Below are 15250 nucleotides of genomic sequence, written 5' to 3'. Positions count from 1 at the left end.
TGGGCCTCCAGCTATTGAAACCATAGCATCCGGCGCCCGTCCACCTTGCGGATCGCTGCAGGACAGGGCCTTGGCTGACGCACGTTAGCCGCGCCCGGCCGCAAGATCCCGGGGTGGCCCGATGTGGGCTTGCTCAGAGGGATGGCATGGCCGACAAGCACGAAGAGTCCGAAGACAACCGATCGAAGAACACACCCAGCGAGCGCGAGCAGCGCGCCCAGCTCCAGCTGGCGACCCTGGGGCCGCATGGCGAGCTGGAGCTGCCGTCCGTCACCATCGACGGCTACAGCCTGGAGCTGCGGGAGGACGGCCAATTCATCGGCGACACCGCCAGCCGCACCGCCTTCCGCAAGATGCTGCAGGCCTGGCGCGAAGTCTTCACCGACATGGCGGGCAAGGACCCGCTGGGCGCCAAGCCCACGCAGGACATCGGCAAGCACCGGCTGGACGAATTGCTGGAAAAGGACGGCCCGGCGGCCGCGGCCATTCGCGCCGCGCAGGAAGACTACGCCCTGCAGCTGTCGCACGTGGTGCAGCGGTTCCTGAAGGAAAAGACCTGGAAGGGCGTCAAGCGCGTGATCGTGGGCGGCGGCTTTCACCAGAGCGAGGTGGGCGAGGGCGCCATCGAACGGGCGGCCGAGCTGCTGGCCGCGGACAAGGTGGCGGTGGAGCTGCGCACGCTGCACCACCACGCCGACGAGGGCGGCCTGATCGGCTGGGTGCATCTGGCGCCGACGGCGCTGCTGCAGAGCTACGACGCCATCCTGGCGGTGGACATCGGCGGCACCAACGCCCGCTGCGGCATCGTGCTCACCCACCTGCACAAGACGCCCGACATGTCGCGTGCCGAAGTGGTGCGCCGCGACAAGTGGAGCCACGCGGGCGACGAGCCCAAGCGCGACGAGCTGGTCGAGGGCATCGCCGCCATGCTGGAGCAACTGCTGGAATATGCGGAAAAGAAAGGCATTCGCGTGGCGCCCTTCATCGGCGTGGCCTGCCCGGGCCTGATCTGCGAGGACGGCTCCATCGCCGGCGGCACGCAGAACCTGCCCGGCAACTGGGAGAGCACGCGCTTTCACCTGCCCCGCGACCTGGCCGAGCGCCTGCCCACCATCAGCGGTGGCCGCACGCAGGTCTGCCTGCACAACGACGCAGTGGTCCAGGGCCTGTCGGAGCTGCCGTTCACGCAGGACGTGAAGCGCTGGGCCGTGCTCACGGTGGGCACCGGCCTGGGCAACGCGAGCTACACCAACCGCGAGCCGACGCTGGATTGAGGGCTTTGCTATCCAATTGATAGCTGTTAGTGCAGATGGATCAAGCGCTGCAGGCCCAAATGACCATGAAAAAACCGCCACAAGGGCGGTTTTTTCATGGGGCGCGGCGTGCCGTCACACCACCTTGGCGATCGCCTGGCAGACGTAGTCGATGTTCTTGCTGTTGAGCGCGGCCACGCACATGCGGCCGGTGTCGGTGCCGTACACGCCGAACTCGTTGCGCAGGCGCACCATCTGGTCCTTGGACAGGCCCGAGTAGCTGAACATGCCGATCTGGTCAGTGATGAACGACATGTCCTGCTGCACGCCGGCGGCCTTCAGGCCGTCGACCAGCTTCTGGCGCATGGCCTTGATGCGCACGCGCATCTCGCCGAGCTCCTTCTCCCACAGGGCGCGCAATTCAGGGTTGCCCAGCACGGCGGCCACCACGGCGCCGCCGTGGGTGGGTGGGTTGGAATAGTTGGTGCGAATGGCGATCTTGAGCTGGCTCAGCACGCGGGCTGCCTCTTCCTTGTCGCTGCACAGCACCGACAGGCCGCCGACGCGCTCGCCGTACAGGCTGAAGCTCTTGCTGAACGACGTCGAGACGAAGAAGTTCAGGCCTGCGGCGACGAACTTCTGGATCACGGCGCCGTCTTCCTGGATGCCGTGGCCGAAGCCCTGGTAGGCCATGTCGAGGAAAGGCGTGAGGCCCTGGGCCTTGACGGTGGCGATGACCTGGTCCCACTGCTCGGGCGTGATGTCGTAGCCGGTGGGGTTGTGGCAGCACGCGTGCAGCACGACGATGGTGCCGGGCGCGGCCGCCTTCAGGCTGGCCAGCATGCCTTCGAAGTTGACGCCGCGCTTGGCCGCGTCGTAGTAGGCGTAGGTGTCGACCGCGAAGCCGGCGTTGGTGAAGAGGGCGCGGTGGTTTTCCCAGCTCGGGTCGGAGATCAGCACCTTGGCGTCGGGGCTGATCTTCTTCAGGAAGTCGGCGCCGACCTTCAGCCCGCCCGTGCCGCCGATGGCCTGCACGGTGGCCACGCGGCCGGAGGTGAGCGGCTCGCTGCCTTCGCCGAAGACCAGCGTCTTCACGGCGTTGTCATAGGCGGCGATGCCGTCGATGGGCAGGTAGCCGCGCGCCGTGGGCTTCTCCATCAGGGCCTTTTCGGCTGCCTGTACGCACTGCAGCAGGGGCAGCTTGCCGTTGTCGTCGAAATACACGCCCACGCCCAGGTTGACCTTGTTCGGGTTGGTGTCGGCAGCGAACTGATCGTTCAGACCCAGGATCGGGTCGCGTGGTGCCATTTCGACGGCGGTGAAGAGAGACATGGAGTTCTTTCCTAGAGCAATAGCGACAAAGGATGTCAAAGCGAACGCCCGGGGCTGTTGTAGTCTGCCGGGTCGGCCCGAGTTTAAGGGTTCCACTCTCCGCCATCCCATGCCAAAACCCATTGAAGCCATGCCGTCCTCGCAAGAGGGCACGTTCGTGCGTTTTCCGGGCTCGCCGTTCGAGCTCTTCCAGCCGTACCCGCCGGCGGGCGACCAGCCCGCGGCCATCGACCAGCTGGTGGAAGGCGTGGAAGACGGTGAAGTCTTCCAGACACTGCTGGGCGTGACGGGTTCGGGCAAGACCTACACCATGGCCAACGTGATCGCCCGCCTGGGCCGCCCGGCCATCGTGTTCGCGCCCAACAAGACGCTGGCCGCGCAGCTCTACAGCGAATTCCGCGAGTTCTTCCCCAAGAATGCCGTGGAGTACTTTGTCAGCTACTACGACTACTACCAGCCCGAGGCCTACGTTCCGCAGCGCGACCTGTTCATCGAGAAGGACTCGGCCATCAACGAGCACATCGAGCAGATGCGCCTGTCGGCCACCAAGAGCGTGCTGGAGCGGCGCGACGTGGTGATCGTGGCGACGGTGAGCGCCATCTACGGCATCGGGGCGCCCGAGGATTACACGCAGATGCGCTTCATCCTGCGGGTGGGCGACGAGTTGAGCCAGCGCGACGTGATCGGCCGGCTGATCCGCATGCAGTACACCCGCAACGAGCAGGATTTCTCGCGCGGCGCCTTCCGCGTGCGGGGCGACACCATCGACGTGTTCCCGTCCGAACACAGCGAGCTGGCCATCCGCATCGAGCTGTTCGACGACGAGGTGGAGTCGCTGTCGCTCTTCGATCCGCTCACCGGGCGCGTGCGGCAGAAGATCCCGCGCTTCACGATCTACCCCAGCAGCCATTACGTCACGCCCCGCGACAAGGTGGTGGCCGCCGTGGAAAGCATCAAGCTGGAGCTGGCGGACCGCCTCAAGCAGTTCGTGTCCGAAGGCAAGCTGGTGGAGGCCCAGCGCCTGGAGCAGCGCACCCGGTTCGACCTGGAGATGCTGAGCGAGGTCGGCCACTGCAAAGGCATCGAGAACTACACGCGCCACCTCTCGGGCGCGCAGCCGGGCGACCCGCCGCCCACGCTGACCAACTACCTGCCGCCCGATTCGGTCATGTTCCTGGACGAGAGCCACCAGATGATCGGGCAGCTGAGCGCCATGTACAACGGCGACCGGGCGCGCAAGACCACGCTGGTGGAATATGGCTTTCGCCTGCCGTCGGCGCTGGACAACCGGCCGCTGAAGTTCGACGAGTTCGAGCGCCGCATGCGCCAGGTGGTGTTCGTCTCCGCCACGCCGGCGGAGTACGAGAAGACCCATGCCAGCAAGGTGGTGGAGCAGTTGGTGCGGCCCACCGGCCTGGTCGACCCCATCGTCGAGGTGCGCCCGGCCACCCACCAGGTGGACGACGTGCTGCAGGAGATCCGCATCCGGGTCGAGAAGAACGAGCGCGTTCTGATCACCACCCTGACCAAGCGCATGGCCGAGCAGCTGACTGACTACCTGACCGACAACGGCGTAAAGGTGCGCTATCTGCACTCCGACATCGACACGGTGGAGCGGGTGGAGATCTTGCGCGACCTGCGGCTGGGCGCGTTCGACGTGCTGGTGGGCATCAACCTGCTGCGCGAAGGCCTCGACATTCCGGAAGTCTCGCTCGTGGCCATCCTGGACGCCGACAAGGAAGGCTTCCTGCGCGCCGAGCGCAGCCTGATCCAGACCATCGGCCGGGCGGCCCGCAACATGAATGGCATGGCCATCCTGTACGCCGACCGCATCACCGATTCGATGAAAAAAGCCATCGACGAGACGGAACGCCGCCGCGCCAAACAGATCGCACACAACGAAGCCGAGGGCATCACGCCCCGCAGTATCGTCAAGCAGGTGCGGGACCTGATCGACGGCGTCTATAGCGAGAAGACCGGCAAGGAAGCCGAGCGGCTGGAGATGGAGTCCATGCGCCGCGCAGAGGTGGAGGACATGTCGGAGAAAGACGTGGCGCGCGAGATCAAGCGGCTGGAGAAACTCATGCTCGACCACGCGCGCAACCTCGAGTTCGAGCAGGCAGCCCGCACGCGGGACCAGCTGACCCGGCTCAAGGACCAGGCGTTCGGCGCTTCCGGCGGGGACCGGGTGTCCCTCTGAGCTACAACATACCGCCGAAAAAGGCGGCGGCAATACCAGATGGTCGGCCCAATGACTGCTTGGTATTGTTACCCGACAAAAACAATAGGGATTTGTGCTATACTCTCCTGAAAGAGTCAACTAATAAAGCCCAGGATGAACCAGGGGCTCCAGCGGGTCCAGGTGCCCGTGTCGGAGTAGGGGGCGGAGACGGTGCCAAGGCCGGTTTTCAGTGAAAACCCTTCGGCGTTTCTACAACGGACAAGCCTGAATTTTAGGAGCTTGCGATGCGTCTCACTACCAAAGGCCGTTTTGCGGTTACCGCCATGATCGATCTGGCCCTGCGCCAGAACAATGGCCCTGTCACCCTGGCGGCCATCAGCCAGCGCCAGCAGATCTCGCTGTCCTATCTGGAGCAGCTGTTCGGCAAGCTGCGCCGCCACGAGTTGGTGGAATCCACCCGTGGCCCCGGCGGCGGCTATACGCTGGCCCGCAAGGCGGGCGACATCACCGTGGCCGACATCATCGTGTCGGTGGACGAACCCATCGACGCCACCCAGTGCGGCGGCAAGGAAAATTGCCTGGGCGAAGCCGGCCGCTGCATGACGCACGAGCTCTGGGCGTCGCTGAACCAGCGCATGGTGGAGTTTCTCGACTCCGTCACTCTGCAAAAGCTGGTGGACGACCAACTCGCCAAGGGCGTGCAGATCGAAGACAAGCCGGTCGTGCGCCGTGCCATCTCGACCACGCCCGTGGTCAAGCCGATCCGGGTGAACGCGCCCAACTCGGTGTTTGCCCTGGGCAACGCCTTCGCCAAATCCTGAACCCCGAGCGAGGGGGCAGGGCGCCGCCCCGCCCGCCGCCGCCATCACCATAGACCGACCGCTGACCTTGCCAGCCCGAATCCTTGATTGAGCCAGCCATGGACATGACTCCGCACTTTCCCATCTATCTCGACTACGGCGCCACCACGCCGGTGGACCCGCGCGTCGTCGATGCCATGATTCCCTGGTTGCGCGAGCACTTCGGCAACCCCGCGTCGCGCAGCCACGCCTGGGGCTGGGAGGCGGAAGAGGCCGTGGAGAAGGCCCGCACCCAGGTGGCGGAGCTGATCGGCGCCGACCCGCGCGAGATCGTCTGGACCAGCGGCGCCACCGAGTCGAACAACCTGGCGCTCAAGGGCGCGGCACAGTTCTACAAGGGCAAGGGCAAGCACCTCATCACCGTGAAGACCGAGCACAAGGCCGTGCTCGACACGATGCGCGAGCTGGAACGCCAGGGCTTCGAGGTCACCTACCTCGACGTGCTGGAAAACGGCCTGCTCGACTTCGAGGTGCTCAAGGCGGCCATCCGCCCCGACACCATCCTGGTGAGCGTGATGTTCGTGAACAACGAGATCGGCGTCATCCAGGACATTCCCGCCATCGGCAACCTGTGCCGCGAAAAGGGTGTGATCTTTCACGTCGACGCGGCGCAGGCCACGGGCAAGATCGAGCTCGACATGGCGACCATGCCCATCGACCTGATGAGCCTGGCCTCGCACAAGACCTATGGCCCGAAGGGCATCGGCGCCCTGTACGTGCGCCGCAAGCCGCGCGTGCGCCTGGAAGCGCAGATGCATGGCGGCGGCCATGAGCGCGGCATGCGCTCCGGCACGCTGCCCACGCACCAGATCGTCGGCATGGGCGAGGCCTTCCGCATCGCCCGCGAAGAAATGGCGCAGGACCGCGCCAAGGCCGTGGCCTTGCAGCAGCGCATGCTCGACGGCTTCAAGGACATCGAGCAGGTGTTCATCAACGGCGACCTGGAGCGCCGCGTGCCCCATAACCTGAACATCAGCTTCAACTACGTGGAAGGCGAGTCGCTCATCATGGGCATCAAGGGCCTGGCGGTGTCGTCCGGCTCGGCCTGCACGTCGGCCAGCCTGGAGCCCAGCTACGTGCTGCGCGCCCTGGGTCGCAGCGACGAGCTGGCGCACAGCAGCCTGCGCATGACCATCGGCCGCTTCACCACCGAAGAAGAGATCGACTACGCCATCTCCACCATCCGCCACAACGTGGCCAAGCTGCGCGAGCTGAGCCCGCTGTGGGACATGTACAAGGATGGCATCGACATCAGCGCCATCCAGTGGGCAGCACACTGAAGAATCGAAGAGGACAACATCATGGCTTATTCAGACAAAGTGATCGACCATTACGAGAACCCCCGCAACGTGGGCTCGTTCGACAAGGGTGATGAATCGGTGGGCACCGGCATGGTCGGCGCACCAGCCTGCGGTGACGTGATGAAACTGCAGATCAAGGTCAACCCGCAGACCGGCGTGATCGAGGACGCCCGCTTCAAGACCTACGGCTGTGGTTCCGCCATCGCCTCGTCGTCGTTGGTGACCGAGTGGGTCAAGGGCAAGACGCTGGACGAAGCGGCTGCGCTCAAGAACAGCGAGATCGCCCAGGAACTGGCCCTGCCGCCGGTCAAGGTGCACTGCTCGATCCTCGCGGAAGACGCCATCAAGGCCGCCGTGCTGGACTACAAGACCAAGCACGCGGCGGTGGCGGCCGACGCACAGGCGGCCTGACGCCATGGCCATCACCCTGACGGAAGCCGCTGCCCGGCACGTGAATCGCTACCTGGCCCGGCGTGGCAAGGGCGTGGGCGTGCGGCTGGGCGTGAAGACCACGGGGTGCTCGGGGCTGGCCTACAAGCTGGAATACGTCGATGCCGAGGAGCCGGAAGACGTGGTTTTCGAAAACCACGGCGTGAAGGTGCTCATCGATCCCAAGAGCCTCGCCTACATCGACGGCACCGAGCTCGACTTCGTGCGGGAAGGCTTGAACGAAGGCTTTCGGTTCAACAACCCCAACGAGCGCGACCGATGCGGTTGCGGCGAGAGCTTCCGCGTCTGACCGCCTGCCCGCCGCGTCCCCCTGCGACCGCCAACGCCCGCCGCGCTGGCGGTTTTTTCGTTACGCCATGAATCTCCAATCCGACGATTTCGAATTGTTCGACGTGCCGCGCCGCTTCGCGCAGGATCGGGCCGCGCTGGATGCGCGCTGGAAGGCTTTGCAGCGCGAAGCCCATCCCGACCGCTTCGCGGGCCAGGCCGGCGCGGCGCAGCGGGTGGCCATGCAGTGGTCGGTGCGCATCAACGAGGCGTATCAGCGCCTGAAGGATCCCTTGCGCCGGGCGTCGTATCTGTGCGAGCTGCACGGCGCTTCGATCCGGGCCGAGGACAACACCGCCATGCCGCCTGCCTTTTTGATGCAGCAGATGGAGTGGCGCGAGTCGCTGGAGGACGCGGCCGGCGATGCCTCGCTGCAGGCACTGGCCAACGAAGTGCGCGCCGCCCGCTCGGCAGCGCTCTCCCGGGTCGAGCGGCTGCTCGATGAGCAGGCCGACTACCCGGCGGCGGCGCAGGAGGTGAGAGCCCTCATGTTCATCGAGCGTTTTGCCCAGGACGTCGAAGCCCGGCGGGACGCGCTGGGACAATAGCGCCACCGTGCGCGGCGTGGGCGGGCAGGGTGATTCGTTCGCCCTGCCGTCCGCCACTCCGACCGGCCGGCCCACGGGTCGGCCTGCTTTCTCCATCACTCAAAGATTCCATGGCGCTGCTGCAGATCTCCGAACCCGGCCAATCCCCTGACCCCCACCAGCGGCGTATCGCCGTCGGCATCGACCTGGGCACGACGCATTCGCTGGTGGCCTCGGTGCGCAATGGCGTCGCCGAATGCCTGCCCGATGATGCGGGCCGGGTGCTGCTGCCGTCGGTGGTGCGGTACCTGGAGGGCGGCGGGCGGCAGATCGGGTGGGACGCGGCCGAGGCCCAGGCGCAGGACCCGGTGAACACGATCGCGTCGGTCAAGCGCTTCATGGGCCGGGGAGTGCAGGACATCGCCGGCCGAGAGAAGCTGCCGTATGTCTTCGTCGACGGAGCGCCCGGCGCCGGCGCGCCGAATGACGACGCCGCCGGCAAAGGCATGGTCGCGCTGGCCACGGCCGGCGGCACGAAATCGCCGGTGGAGGTGAGCGCCGAGATTCTGGCCACCCTGCGGTATCGGGCGGAAGACACGTTCAACGACGATCTCTACGGGGCGGTCATCACCGTGCCCGCGTACTTCGACGACGCGCAGCGCCAGGCCACCAAAGACGCGGCCCGCCTGGCGGGCCTGAACCTGCTGCGCCTGATCAACGAACCCACGGCGGCGGCCATCGCTTATGGCCTCGACAATGCCTCTGAAGGGGTCTACGCCATCTATGACCTGGGTGGCGGCACGTTCGACATTTCCATCCTGCGGCTGACCCAGGGTGTCTTCGAGGTGATCGCCACGGGAGGCGACTCCGCCCTGGGCGGCGACGATTACGACGCCGCGCTGGCCGATTGGGTCTTGCAGCAAGCGGGTGTGCAAGCCACCACGCCCCAGGACAAGGCCCAGGCGCGCTTGGCCGCCCGCCGCTGCAAAGAGGCATTGACTGCTACTGAAAAGATAGCATTCGCCGCAGATATTGCGGGCGCCAGCGTGCATTTCGACGTCCGGCGCGAGGACTTCGATGCGGCCACCGCAGCGCTCACCGCCCGGTCGATCGCCGCGGTGCGCCGCGCCTTGCGCGACGCGCAGTTGGAGCGCGACGACGTGCAGGGCGTCGTGCTGGTCGGCGGCTCCACCCGCATGCCGCAGATCCGCCGCGCCGTGGCCGACTTTTTCGGGCGCGAGCCGCTCACCAATCTCAACCCCGACGAAGTCGTGGCACTGGGCGCGGCCATCCAGGCCAACCAGTTGGCCGGCAACAATGCCGATGGCGATCTGCTGCTGCTTGACGTGATTCCCCTGTCGCTGGGCATTGAGACCATGGGTGGGCTGGTCGAGCGCATCGTCGGACGCAATGAAACCATCCCGACGGCCAAGGCGCAGGACTTCACCACCTTCAAGGACGGGCAGACGGCGCTGGCCGTCCACGTGGTGCAGGGCGAGCGCGACCTGGTGGCCGACTGCCGCAGCCTGGCCCGGTTCGAGCTGCGCGGCATTCCGCCCATGGCGGCCGGCGCGGCGCGCATCCGGGTGACCTTCACCGTGGACGCCGATGGATTGCTCAGCGTGGAAGCGCGCGAGCAGACCAGCGGGGTTCAGGCGCGCATCGACGTCAAGCCGAGCTACGGCCTGTCGGACGACCAGATCGCCCGCATGTTGCAAGAGGGCTTCGCGACCGCCCAGCAGGACATGCGCAGCCGGGCCCTGGTCGAGGCGCGTGTGGACGCCGAGCGGATGCTCATGGCCACCGACACGGCCCTCGCGGCCGACGGCGACGTGCTGACGGCGGACGAGCGCGCCGCGATCGATGCCATTGTGCAGAATCTGCGCTCGCTGCACGCCGCATCGGACGACCCGGCCGCGCTGGAAGCCGCCACGCAGGCGCTGGCCAAGGGCACGGAAAGCTTCGCGGCCCAGCGCATGAACCGCGGCATCCGCGAGGCGCTCGCCGGCAAGAACGTGCAGAGCTTCTGACTCGCGGCCGACCCTGCCAGACGGCGCGCGTTCCCACTTCACAACGTCCCCACTTCCCACCCATGCCCGTCATCAAGATCCTTCCCCACGCCGAGTACTGCCCCGCCGGCATCGAGATTTCCGCCCCCGCGGGCACCTCCATCTGCGAGGCCCTGCTCGACAATGGCATCAAGATCGAACACGCCTGCGACATGAGCTGCGCGTGCACGACCTGCCACGTCATCGTGCGCGAGGGCCTGGCGTCGCTCAACGAGGCCGAGGAAGCGGAGGAAGACCTGCTCGACCGCGCCTGGGGGCTGGAGCCCCAGTCCCGCCTGTCGTGCCAGGCCATCCTGGCGCAGACCGACGTGACGGTGGAAATCCCCAAGTACACGATCAACCACGCCAAGGAAAACCACTGATGTCGCGCCAGATCGTTCTGGACACGGAAACCACGGGCCTCTCGGCCGAAGGTGGAGACCGCATCATCGAACTGGGCTGCGTGGAGCTGCTCAACCGCAAGCTGACCGGCAACAACCTGCACCTGTATTTCAACCCCGGGCGTGACAGCCACGAGGACGCATTGAAGGTGCACGGCATCAGTAACGAATTCCTGCGCGACAAGCCCAAGTTCCATGACATGGTGGACGACATCCTGCAGTACCTGCAGGGGGCCGAGATCATCATCCACAACGCGGCGTTCGACGTCGGCTTCCTGAACAAGGAGCTGGAGCTGGCAGGCCGGGGGCCCTTCCGCAGCTTCGTCGGCAGCGTGACCGACACCCTGGCGATGGCCAAGGAGATGTATCCGGGTAAGCGCAATTCGCTCGACGCGCTGTGCGACCGGCTCGGGGTGGACAACTCCGGGCGCACGCTGCACGGTGCCTTGCTGGACGCCGAGCTGCTGGCCGACGTCTACATCAACCTGACGCGGGGCCAGGACGCGCTGCTGATCGCCGACGATTCCCAGGCCGACGAGGGCGGTGTGCAGATTCCGGCCATCGACCTGAGCCGCATCGTGCTGCAGGTGCTGCGCGCCAGCGACGACGAGCTGGCAGAGCACCAGGCCACCCTCGCGCAGATCGACAAGGCGAGCGGCGGCAAAACAATCTGGAAAGCTTCGCCGGCGGCCTGAAAAGCTGTGCCATAATCGTGGGCTTGTCGACAAGACAATTCGGGTGATTAGCTCAGCGGTAGAGCACTGCCTTCACACGGCAGGGGTCGCAGGTTCAAACCCTGCATCACCCACCAGTTTCGAAGCACTGGCTGGTGGCAGTCAGTCTTCGGGTGATTAGCTCAGCGGTAGAGCACTGCCTTCACACGGCAGGGGTCGCAGGTTCAAACCCTGCATCACCCACCAATCAAAGCCTTTGCGGGTTCAGTCTGCAGGGGCTTTTTGCATTGTGGCGGCGAGGCTTGCGCCACTCACCGTCCGCAGCGACGATGCCTGCCGGTTCTTTCGGAGATGGAACACATGGAGAGTTGCGACTGCGTGGTGATCGGAGCCGGTGTCGTGGGCTTGGCTGCGGCCCGCGCGCTCGCACTGCAGGGGCGGGAGGTCCTGGTACTGGAGGCTGCAGGTGCCATCGGAACGGGCACCAGCTCCCGTAATAGCGAAGTCATCCATGCCGGGCTCTACTACCCGGCCGGCTCCTTGAAGGCGCGGCTTTGCGTGCAGGGCCGGCAGCAGCTGTATGACTATTGCGAGCAGCGGCACGTAGCGCATCGCCGTTGCGGCAAGCTGGTCGTGGCGACCTCCGAAGACCAGCTAGGCGCACTGCGCCGGGTGCAGCAGCATGCCGCTGCCAATGGGGTGGCCGACCTGGAGTGGCTGGATGGAGCGCAGGCCCGCTTGCTCGAACCCGCACTGCACTGTTGCGCGGCGCTGCTGTCGCCCAGCACCGGCATCATCGACAGCCATGCCTTCATGCTCTCGCTGCAGGGCGATCTGGAAAACGCAAGCGGAATCGTCGCCCTGCAATCCGCAGTCCTCTCCATGCAGGCGACCGACCACGGAATCGTCGTGCAGACGCAGGACGGGACGAAGTTGCTGGCCAGCACGGTGGTCAATGCTGCGGGGCTTGCAGCGCCTGGCCTTGCGGGGCGTTGCGCCGGGCTCGATCCGCGCCACGTGCCCACCGCACATTACGCCAAAGGCAGCTATTTCGTGCTTGCAGGCGCCGCTCCTTTTTCGCGGCTGGTCTATCCCGTACCCGAGGCCGCGGGGTTGGGCGTGCATTTGACGCTCGACATGGGCGGACAGGCCAAGTTCGGCCCCGACGTCGAGTGGGTCCAGGACCCGGGCGAACTGCTGGTGGACCCCGCCAGGGGCGAGCGTTTCTATGCCGAGGTGCGCAAGTACTGGCCGGCGTTGCCCGATGGCGCCCTGGCGCCGGGCTACGCCGGCATCCGGCCCAAGATCCACGGCCCTCGCGAGGCTGCCGCGGATTTCATGGTCCAGGGGCCTGCGGTGCACGGCATCAGGGGCCTCGTCAATCTGTTCGGCATCGAATCGCCGGGATTGACCAGCTCGCTGGCTCTGGGCGATCTCGTCGCCGCATTGGCGCGTCAACAACCTGTCTGACCCGCGTACCCCCCGGCCCTACTGCAGCGAGGCCAGTTCACCGGACTTCGAACATTTGTCTCGGTCGGCGGCGGGCAGGTCGGCCCGCCCGCAAACGCAAACTAAGATAGGACCTCCGCCTACAGCCTGGTGCCGGGCGGCGGGTTACCTTTGTCGCCTACTACAAGAAAGGGTTTGTTATGTCTTCTGCTTCCGCAACCGTCTCGAACGCTCAACGTGAACTCGACAAGCTCGTCAACGACTTGAAGGGCCTGCTCTCCAGCAAGGACCTCGACAGCGTGCCGGAGATCAAGGCCCTGCGCCAGCGCCTGGACGATGGCATCCACTCGGTACGCGATTCCGCCGTGCGCGTCGCACAGGACGCCTCGTACCAGGCCAAGGAAGCCGCGCGGGCAGCCGACCGTTACGCGCACGACGAACCCTGGCGCGTCGCCAGCGCGGCGCTGGCCGCTGGCGCGCTGGTGGGCTTTCTGCTCGCCCGCCGTTGATCGCACCATCGCCTAGCAGCACCAAGGACCACCGCACGATGATGCAGGAGCCCACCGCATGAATTGGATCTCCCTCCTGGGAATCGAAGGCTGGATTGCGCGGTGGCGCGCAAACATCATCGAAGGCGCGATTGCCGCCGAGGACCGCATTGAGTTGGCCTGCCTGGAGTGGGCCGACGAGAAGCGGCGTGTCGGCATGATGGTGGTTTTCGTAGTGGCGCTCGCCGGTATCACCGTAGTGGCGCTCACGATGCTGTCGCTCGCCGTGATCATCCAGTTCTGGGATTCTCCCAAGCGGGCGATGGTGGCGTGGCTGCTGGCCGGCGGGTGGTTGCTGGCATGGGGCATCTTGCTGGCTGCCCTGATCTCGGTGGCCAAGAAAGCGGGCAACGCCTTCGCGCTGACCCGCCGCGAACTGGCCCATGACTGGCGCGTCATCAAGGAGCGTCTATGAACACGGCTTCCACTGAGGACATTTCTGACAACCTTCCCGCGCCGAGCGAAGAACAGCGCAAGGTGCTTGACCGTATCGCGCAGCAGCGTGAGCGCATTCACGCCCGCAGCGCGGCCTACCGCCAGGTGGTCGCGTTGCGTGAAGAGCATCAGGCCATCGATCCGGAGGCACCCCTGGCGGTGCGCCTGTTGGCGTTTGCCCGCATGCACCCCATGGCCGTGGCGGCAGCCGCGGCAGTGGCCATCGCTGCGGGGCCATCGCGTCTGGTGCGCTGGGCCGGTGTCGTGATGCCGCTGGTCAACCAGCTCAGGCGTTGATGCGTGGAGCAGGCTTTATACAAAGAAGGGCTTCACGGCCCTTTTTTGTTGCCCGTTCGCATCGACTCACGCCTTCAAACGGACGCCGCGAATGGCTCGCGCGCACTCGGCGACCAGGGCCGGCCCCCGATAGATGAGGCCGGTATAGATCTGAACCACGTCGGCGCCTGCGCGAATCTTGCTCACCGCGTCGTCCGCGCTCAAGATGCCCCCCACGCCGATGATGGGGAAGGCCGGCCCCAGCGCTGCGCGCAATTGCGCGATGACACGGTTGCTGGCCGCCAGAACCGGGGCACCGCTCAGACCGCCGGCTTCGGCGCCGTGCTTCAGTCCCTGTACGGCATCCCGGGCAACGGTGGTATTGGTGGCGATGACACCATCCATTCCGTGGCGGAGCAGGGTGGCCGCGATCACCTCGACCTGCGCCTCGTCCAGATCGGGGGCGATCTTGACGAACACCGGAACGCGCCGTGAGGAGCCATCCGCCCGGCGGTGCATGCCTGAAAGCACCTCGCGCCGATGCGCCACGGCACCGAGAAGCGCATCCAGCGCCTCGTCGCTCTGCAGGGCGCGCAGGTTCTGCGTGTTGGGCGAGCTGATGTTCACCGTCACGTAGTCGGCATACGGGTAGACGCCGTCCAGACATGCCAGATAGTCGCTCGTCGCCTGCTCGATGGGCGTGGTGGCGTTCTTGCCGATGTTGAGCCCCAGCAGCATGGGCGAGGCGCCGGCCTTGTCGCGGAACCGCGCCTGCTGCACGTTGCGCACGAACGCATCCAGACCTTCATTGTTGAAGCCCAGCCGGTTGATCAAGCCGTGCGCCTCGGGCAGCCGGAACATGCGCGGCTTGGGATTTCCGGGCTGGGGCTTCGGCGTGACCGTGCCGACTTCCACGAAGCCGAAACCCATGGCGGCCAGGCCGTCGATGCAACGGGCGTTCTTGTCCAGCCCCGCTGCCATGCCCACGCGATTGGGAAAGGCCAGCCCGGCCAGCATGATCGGGTCTGCGACCTGCGGACCGCTCCAGGCATGTTGCAGCGGCGTGCGCTGGCCGCGTGCCAGCAAGTCCATGGTCAGATCGTGAGCGGCCTCGGCGTCGAGTCGGAAAAGAAAGGGGCGGGCGATCGAATAGGGAATGAGCGGCATGGAGATAATCCGGAATTCAC

The 15250-nt window shown here is 66.0% G+C and carries 16 protein-coding genes and 2 tRNA genes; 16 read left to right on the top strand and 2 right to left on the bottom strand.

Translation table 11 applies throughout. The features are described 5' to 3' along the window. Positions 1 to 146 precede the first annotated feature (146 nt). Positions 147 to 1274, top strand: a complete 1128-nt coding sequence (locus tag ABWV53_RS04190; protein ID WP_353363267.1) for an ROK family protein — start codon at positions 147 to 149, stop codon at positions 1272 to 1274. A 114-nt stretch (positions 1275 to 1388) separates the two neighbouring features. Here the strand turns inward: ABWV53_RS04190 and ABWV53_RS04185 are convergent, their stop codons facing one another. After that, complete coding sequence (locus ABWV53_RS04185; RefSeq protein ID WP_353363265.1) at positions 1389 to 2585, bottom strand: amino acid aminotransferase; 1197 nt, start codon at positions 2583 to 2585, stop codon at positions 1389 to 1391. A 109-nt stretch (positions 2586 to 2694) separates the two neighbouring features. Here ABWV53_RS04185 and uvrB point away from each other — a divergent pair, with 109 nt between their 5' ends. From uvrB to ABWV53_RS04110, 15 genes are all read left to right on the top strand, one after another. After that, positions 2695 to 4785, top strand: a complete 2091-nt coding sequence (gene uvrB, locus ABWV53_RS04180; protein WP_353363263.1) for an excinuclease ABC subunit UvrB — start codon at positions 2695 to 2697, stop codon at positions 4783 to 4785. Positions 4786 to 5051: 266 nt separating this feature from the next. Further along, entirely contained in the window at positions 5052 to 5588 is a 537-nt protein-coding gene (gene iscR, locus ABWV53_RS04175) for a Fe-S cluster assembly transcriptional regulator IscR (protein ID WP_309830212.1), read from the top strand. A 98-nt stretch (positions 5589 to 5686) separates the two neighbouring features. Then, a complete protein-coding gene (locus ABWV53_RS04170) occupies positions 5687 to 6907 on the top strand; it encodes an IscS subfamily cysteine desulfurase (RefSeq protein WP_353363261.1) in 1221 nt (406 codons plus the stop codon). Positions 6908 to 6928: 21 nt separating this feature from the next. Then, complete coding sequence (gene iscU / locus ABWV53_RS04165; protein WP_056664407.1) at positions 6929 to 7339, top strand: Fe-S cluster assembly scaffold IscU; 411 nt, start codon at positions 6929 to 6931, stop codon at positions 7337 to 7339. 4 nt (positions 7340 to 7343) lie between these two features. After that, complete coding sequence (gene iscA / locus ABWV53_RS04160) at positions 7344 to 7667, top strand: iron-sulfur cluster assembly protein IscA (RefSeq protein ID WP_353363258.1); 324 nt, start codon at positions 7344 to 7346, stop codon at positions 7665 to 7667. A gap of 67 nt (positions 7668 to 7734) precedes the next feature. After that, the gene (gene hscB, locus ABWV53_RS04155) at positions 7735 to 8253 is read left to right on the top strand and encodes a Fe-S protein assembly co-chaperone HscB (protein ID WP_353363256.1); all 519 of its coding nucleotides are present in this window, start codon (positions 7735 to 7737) and stop codon (positions 8251 to 8253) included. A gap of 110 nt (positions 8254 to 8363) precedes the next feature. Continuing rightward, complete coding sequence (gene hscA / locus ABWV53_RS04150; RefSeq protein WP_353363254.1) at positions 8364 to 10262, top strand: Fe-S protein assembly chaperone HscA; 1899 nt, start codon at positions 8364 to 8366, stop codon at positions 10260 to 10262. Positions 10263 to 10324: 62 nt separating this feature from the next. After that, entirely contained in the window at positions 10325 to 10663 is a 339-nt protein-coding gene (fdx, locus tag ABWV53_RS04145) for an ISC system 2Fe-2S type ferredoxin (protein ID WP_353363252.1), read from the top strand. Next, the gene (gene dnaQ, locus ABWV53_RS04140; protein WP_353363250.1) at positions 10663 to 11376 is read left to right on the top strand and encodes a DNA polymerase III subunit epsilon; all 714 of its coding nucleotides are present in this window, start codon (positions 10663 to 10665) and stop codon (positions 11374 to 11376) included. The genes fdx and dnaQ overlap by 1 nt, the downstream gene beginning before the upstream one ends. 41 nt (positions 11377 to 11417) lie before the next feature. Beyond that, positions 11418 to 11492: transfer RNA gene (locus tag ABWV53_RS04135), tRNA-Val, on the top strand. Between the two features lie 34 nt (positions 11493 to 11526). Next, positions 11527 to 11601: transfer RNA gene (locus ABWV53_RS04130), tRNA-Val, on the top strand. A 114-nt stretch (positions 11602 to 11715) separates the two neighbouring features. Next, a complete protein-coding gene (locus tag ABWV53_RS04125) occupies positions 11716 to 12825 on the top strand; it encodes an NAD(P)/FAD-dependent oxidoreductase (RefSeq protein WP_353363248.1) in 1110 nt (369 codons plus the stop codon). Between the two features lie 179 nt (positions 12826 to 13004). Beyond that, entirely contained in the window at positions 13005 to 13313 is a 309-nt protein-coding gene (locus ABWV53_RS04120; protein WP_056664386.1) for an ElaB/YgaM/YqjD family protein, read from the top strand. Positions 13314 to 13371: 58 nt separating this feature from the next. Next, a complete protein-coding gene (locus ABWV53_RS04115; protein ID WP_353363245.1) occupies positions 13372 to 13767 on the top strand; it encodes a phage holin family protein in 396 nt (131 codons plus the stop codon). Beyond that, positions 13764 to 14084: a hypothetical protein gene (locus ABWV53_RS04110; protein ID WP_353363243.1), complete on the top strand. Its 321-nt coding sequence runs from the start codon at positions 13764 to 13766 to the stop codon at positions 14082 to 14084. Before ABWV53_RS04115 ends, ABWV53_RS04110 begins: the two co-directional genes overlap by 4 nt. A 66-nt stretch (positions 14085 to 14150) precedes the next feature. Here ABWV53_RS04110 and ABWV53_RS04105 read toward each other — a convergent pair whose 3' ends face one another. Then, the gene (locus ABWV53_RS04105) at positions 14151 to 15230 is read right to left on the bottom strand and encodes a quinone-dependent dihydroorotate dehydrogenase (RefSeq protein ID WP_353363241.1); all 1080 of its coding nucleotides are present in this window, start codon (positions 15228 to 15230) and stop codon (positions 14151 to 14153) included. Positions 15231 to 15250 lie beyond the last annotated feature (20 nt).

This window comes from Acidovorax sp. FG27 (assembly GCF_040365715.1).
In the GTDB taxonomy this organism is placed as follows: domain Bacteria; phylum Pseudomonadota; class Gammaproteobacteria; order Burkholderiales; family Burkholderiaceae_C; genus Paracidovorax.
This window is presented reverse-complemented; position numbering and strand designations above follow the sequence as displayed.

Excerpts from the sequence above, each read along its gene's own strand:
- ABWV53_RS04105 (WP_353363241.1), bottom strand. The coding sequence starts at position 15,230 with ATGCCGCTCATTCCCTATTCGATCGCCCGCCCCTTTCTTTTCCGACTC.
- ABWV53_RS04115 (WP_353363245.1), top strand. The coding sequence starts at position 13,372 with ATGAATTGGATCTCCCTCCTGGGAATCGAAGGCTGGATTGCGCGGTGG.
- fdx (WP_353363252.1), top strand. The coding sequence starts at position 10,325 with ATGCCCGTCATCAAGATCCTTCCCCACGCCGAGTACTGCCCCGCCGGC.
- ABWV53_RS04170 (WP_353363261.1), top strand. The coding sequence starts at position 5,687 with ATGGACATGACTCCGCACTTTCCCATCTATCTCGACTACGGCGCCACC.
- hscA (WP_353363254.1), top strand. The coding sequence starts at position 8,364 with ATGGCGCTGCTGCAGATCTCCGAACCCGGCCAATCCCCTGACCCCCAC.
- iscR (WP_309830212.1), top strand. The coding sequence starts at position 5,052 with ATGCGTCTCACTACCAAAGGCCGTTTTGCGGTTACCGCCATGATCGAT.
- ABWV53_RS04125 (WP_353363248.1), top strand. The coding sequence starts at position 11,716 with ATGGAGAGTTGCGACTGCGTGGTGATCGGAGCCGGTGTCGTGGGCTTG.
- dnaQ (WP_353363250.1), top strand. The coding sequence starts at position 10,663 with ATGTCGCGCCAGATCGTTCTGGACACGGAAACCACGGGCCTCTCGGCC.
- uvrB (WP_353363263.1), top strand. The coding sequence starts at position 2,695 with ATGCCAAAACCCATTGAAGCCATGCCGTCCTCGCAAGAGGGCACGTTC.
- ABWV53_RS04185 (WP_353363265.1), bottom strand. The coding sequence starts at position 2,585 with ATGTCTCTCTTCACCGCCGTCGAAATGGCACCACGCGACCCGATCCTG.
- ABWV53_RS04110 (WP_353363243.1), top strand. The coding sequence starts at position 13,764 with ATGAACACGGCTTCCACTGAGGACATTTCTGACAACCTTCCCGCGCCG.
- ABWV53_RS04190 (WP_353363267.1), top strand. The coding sequence starts at position 147 with ATGGCCGACAAGCACGAAGAGTCCGAAGACAACCGATCGAAGAACACA.
- iscU (WP_056664407.1), top strand. The coding sequence starts at position 6,929 with ATGGCTTATTCAGACAAAGTGATCGACCATTACGAGAACCCCCGCAAC.
- iscA (WP_353363258.1), top strand. The coding sequence starts at position 7,344 with ATGGCCATCACCCTGACGGAAGCCGCTGCCCGGCACGTGAATCGCTAC.
- hscB (WP_353363256.1), top strand. The coding sequence starts at position 7,735 with ATGAATCTCCAATCCGACGATTTCGAATTGTTCGACGTGCCGCGCCGC.
- ABWV53_RS04120 (WP_056664386.1), top strand. The coding sequence starts at position 13,005 with ATGTCTTCTGCTTCCGCAACCGTCTCGAACGCTCAACGTGAACTCGAC.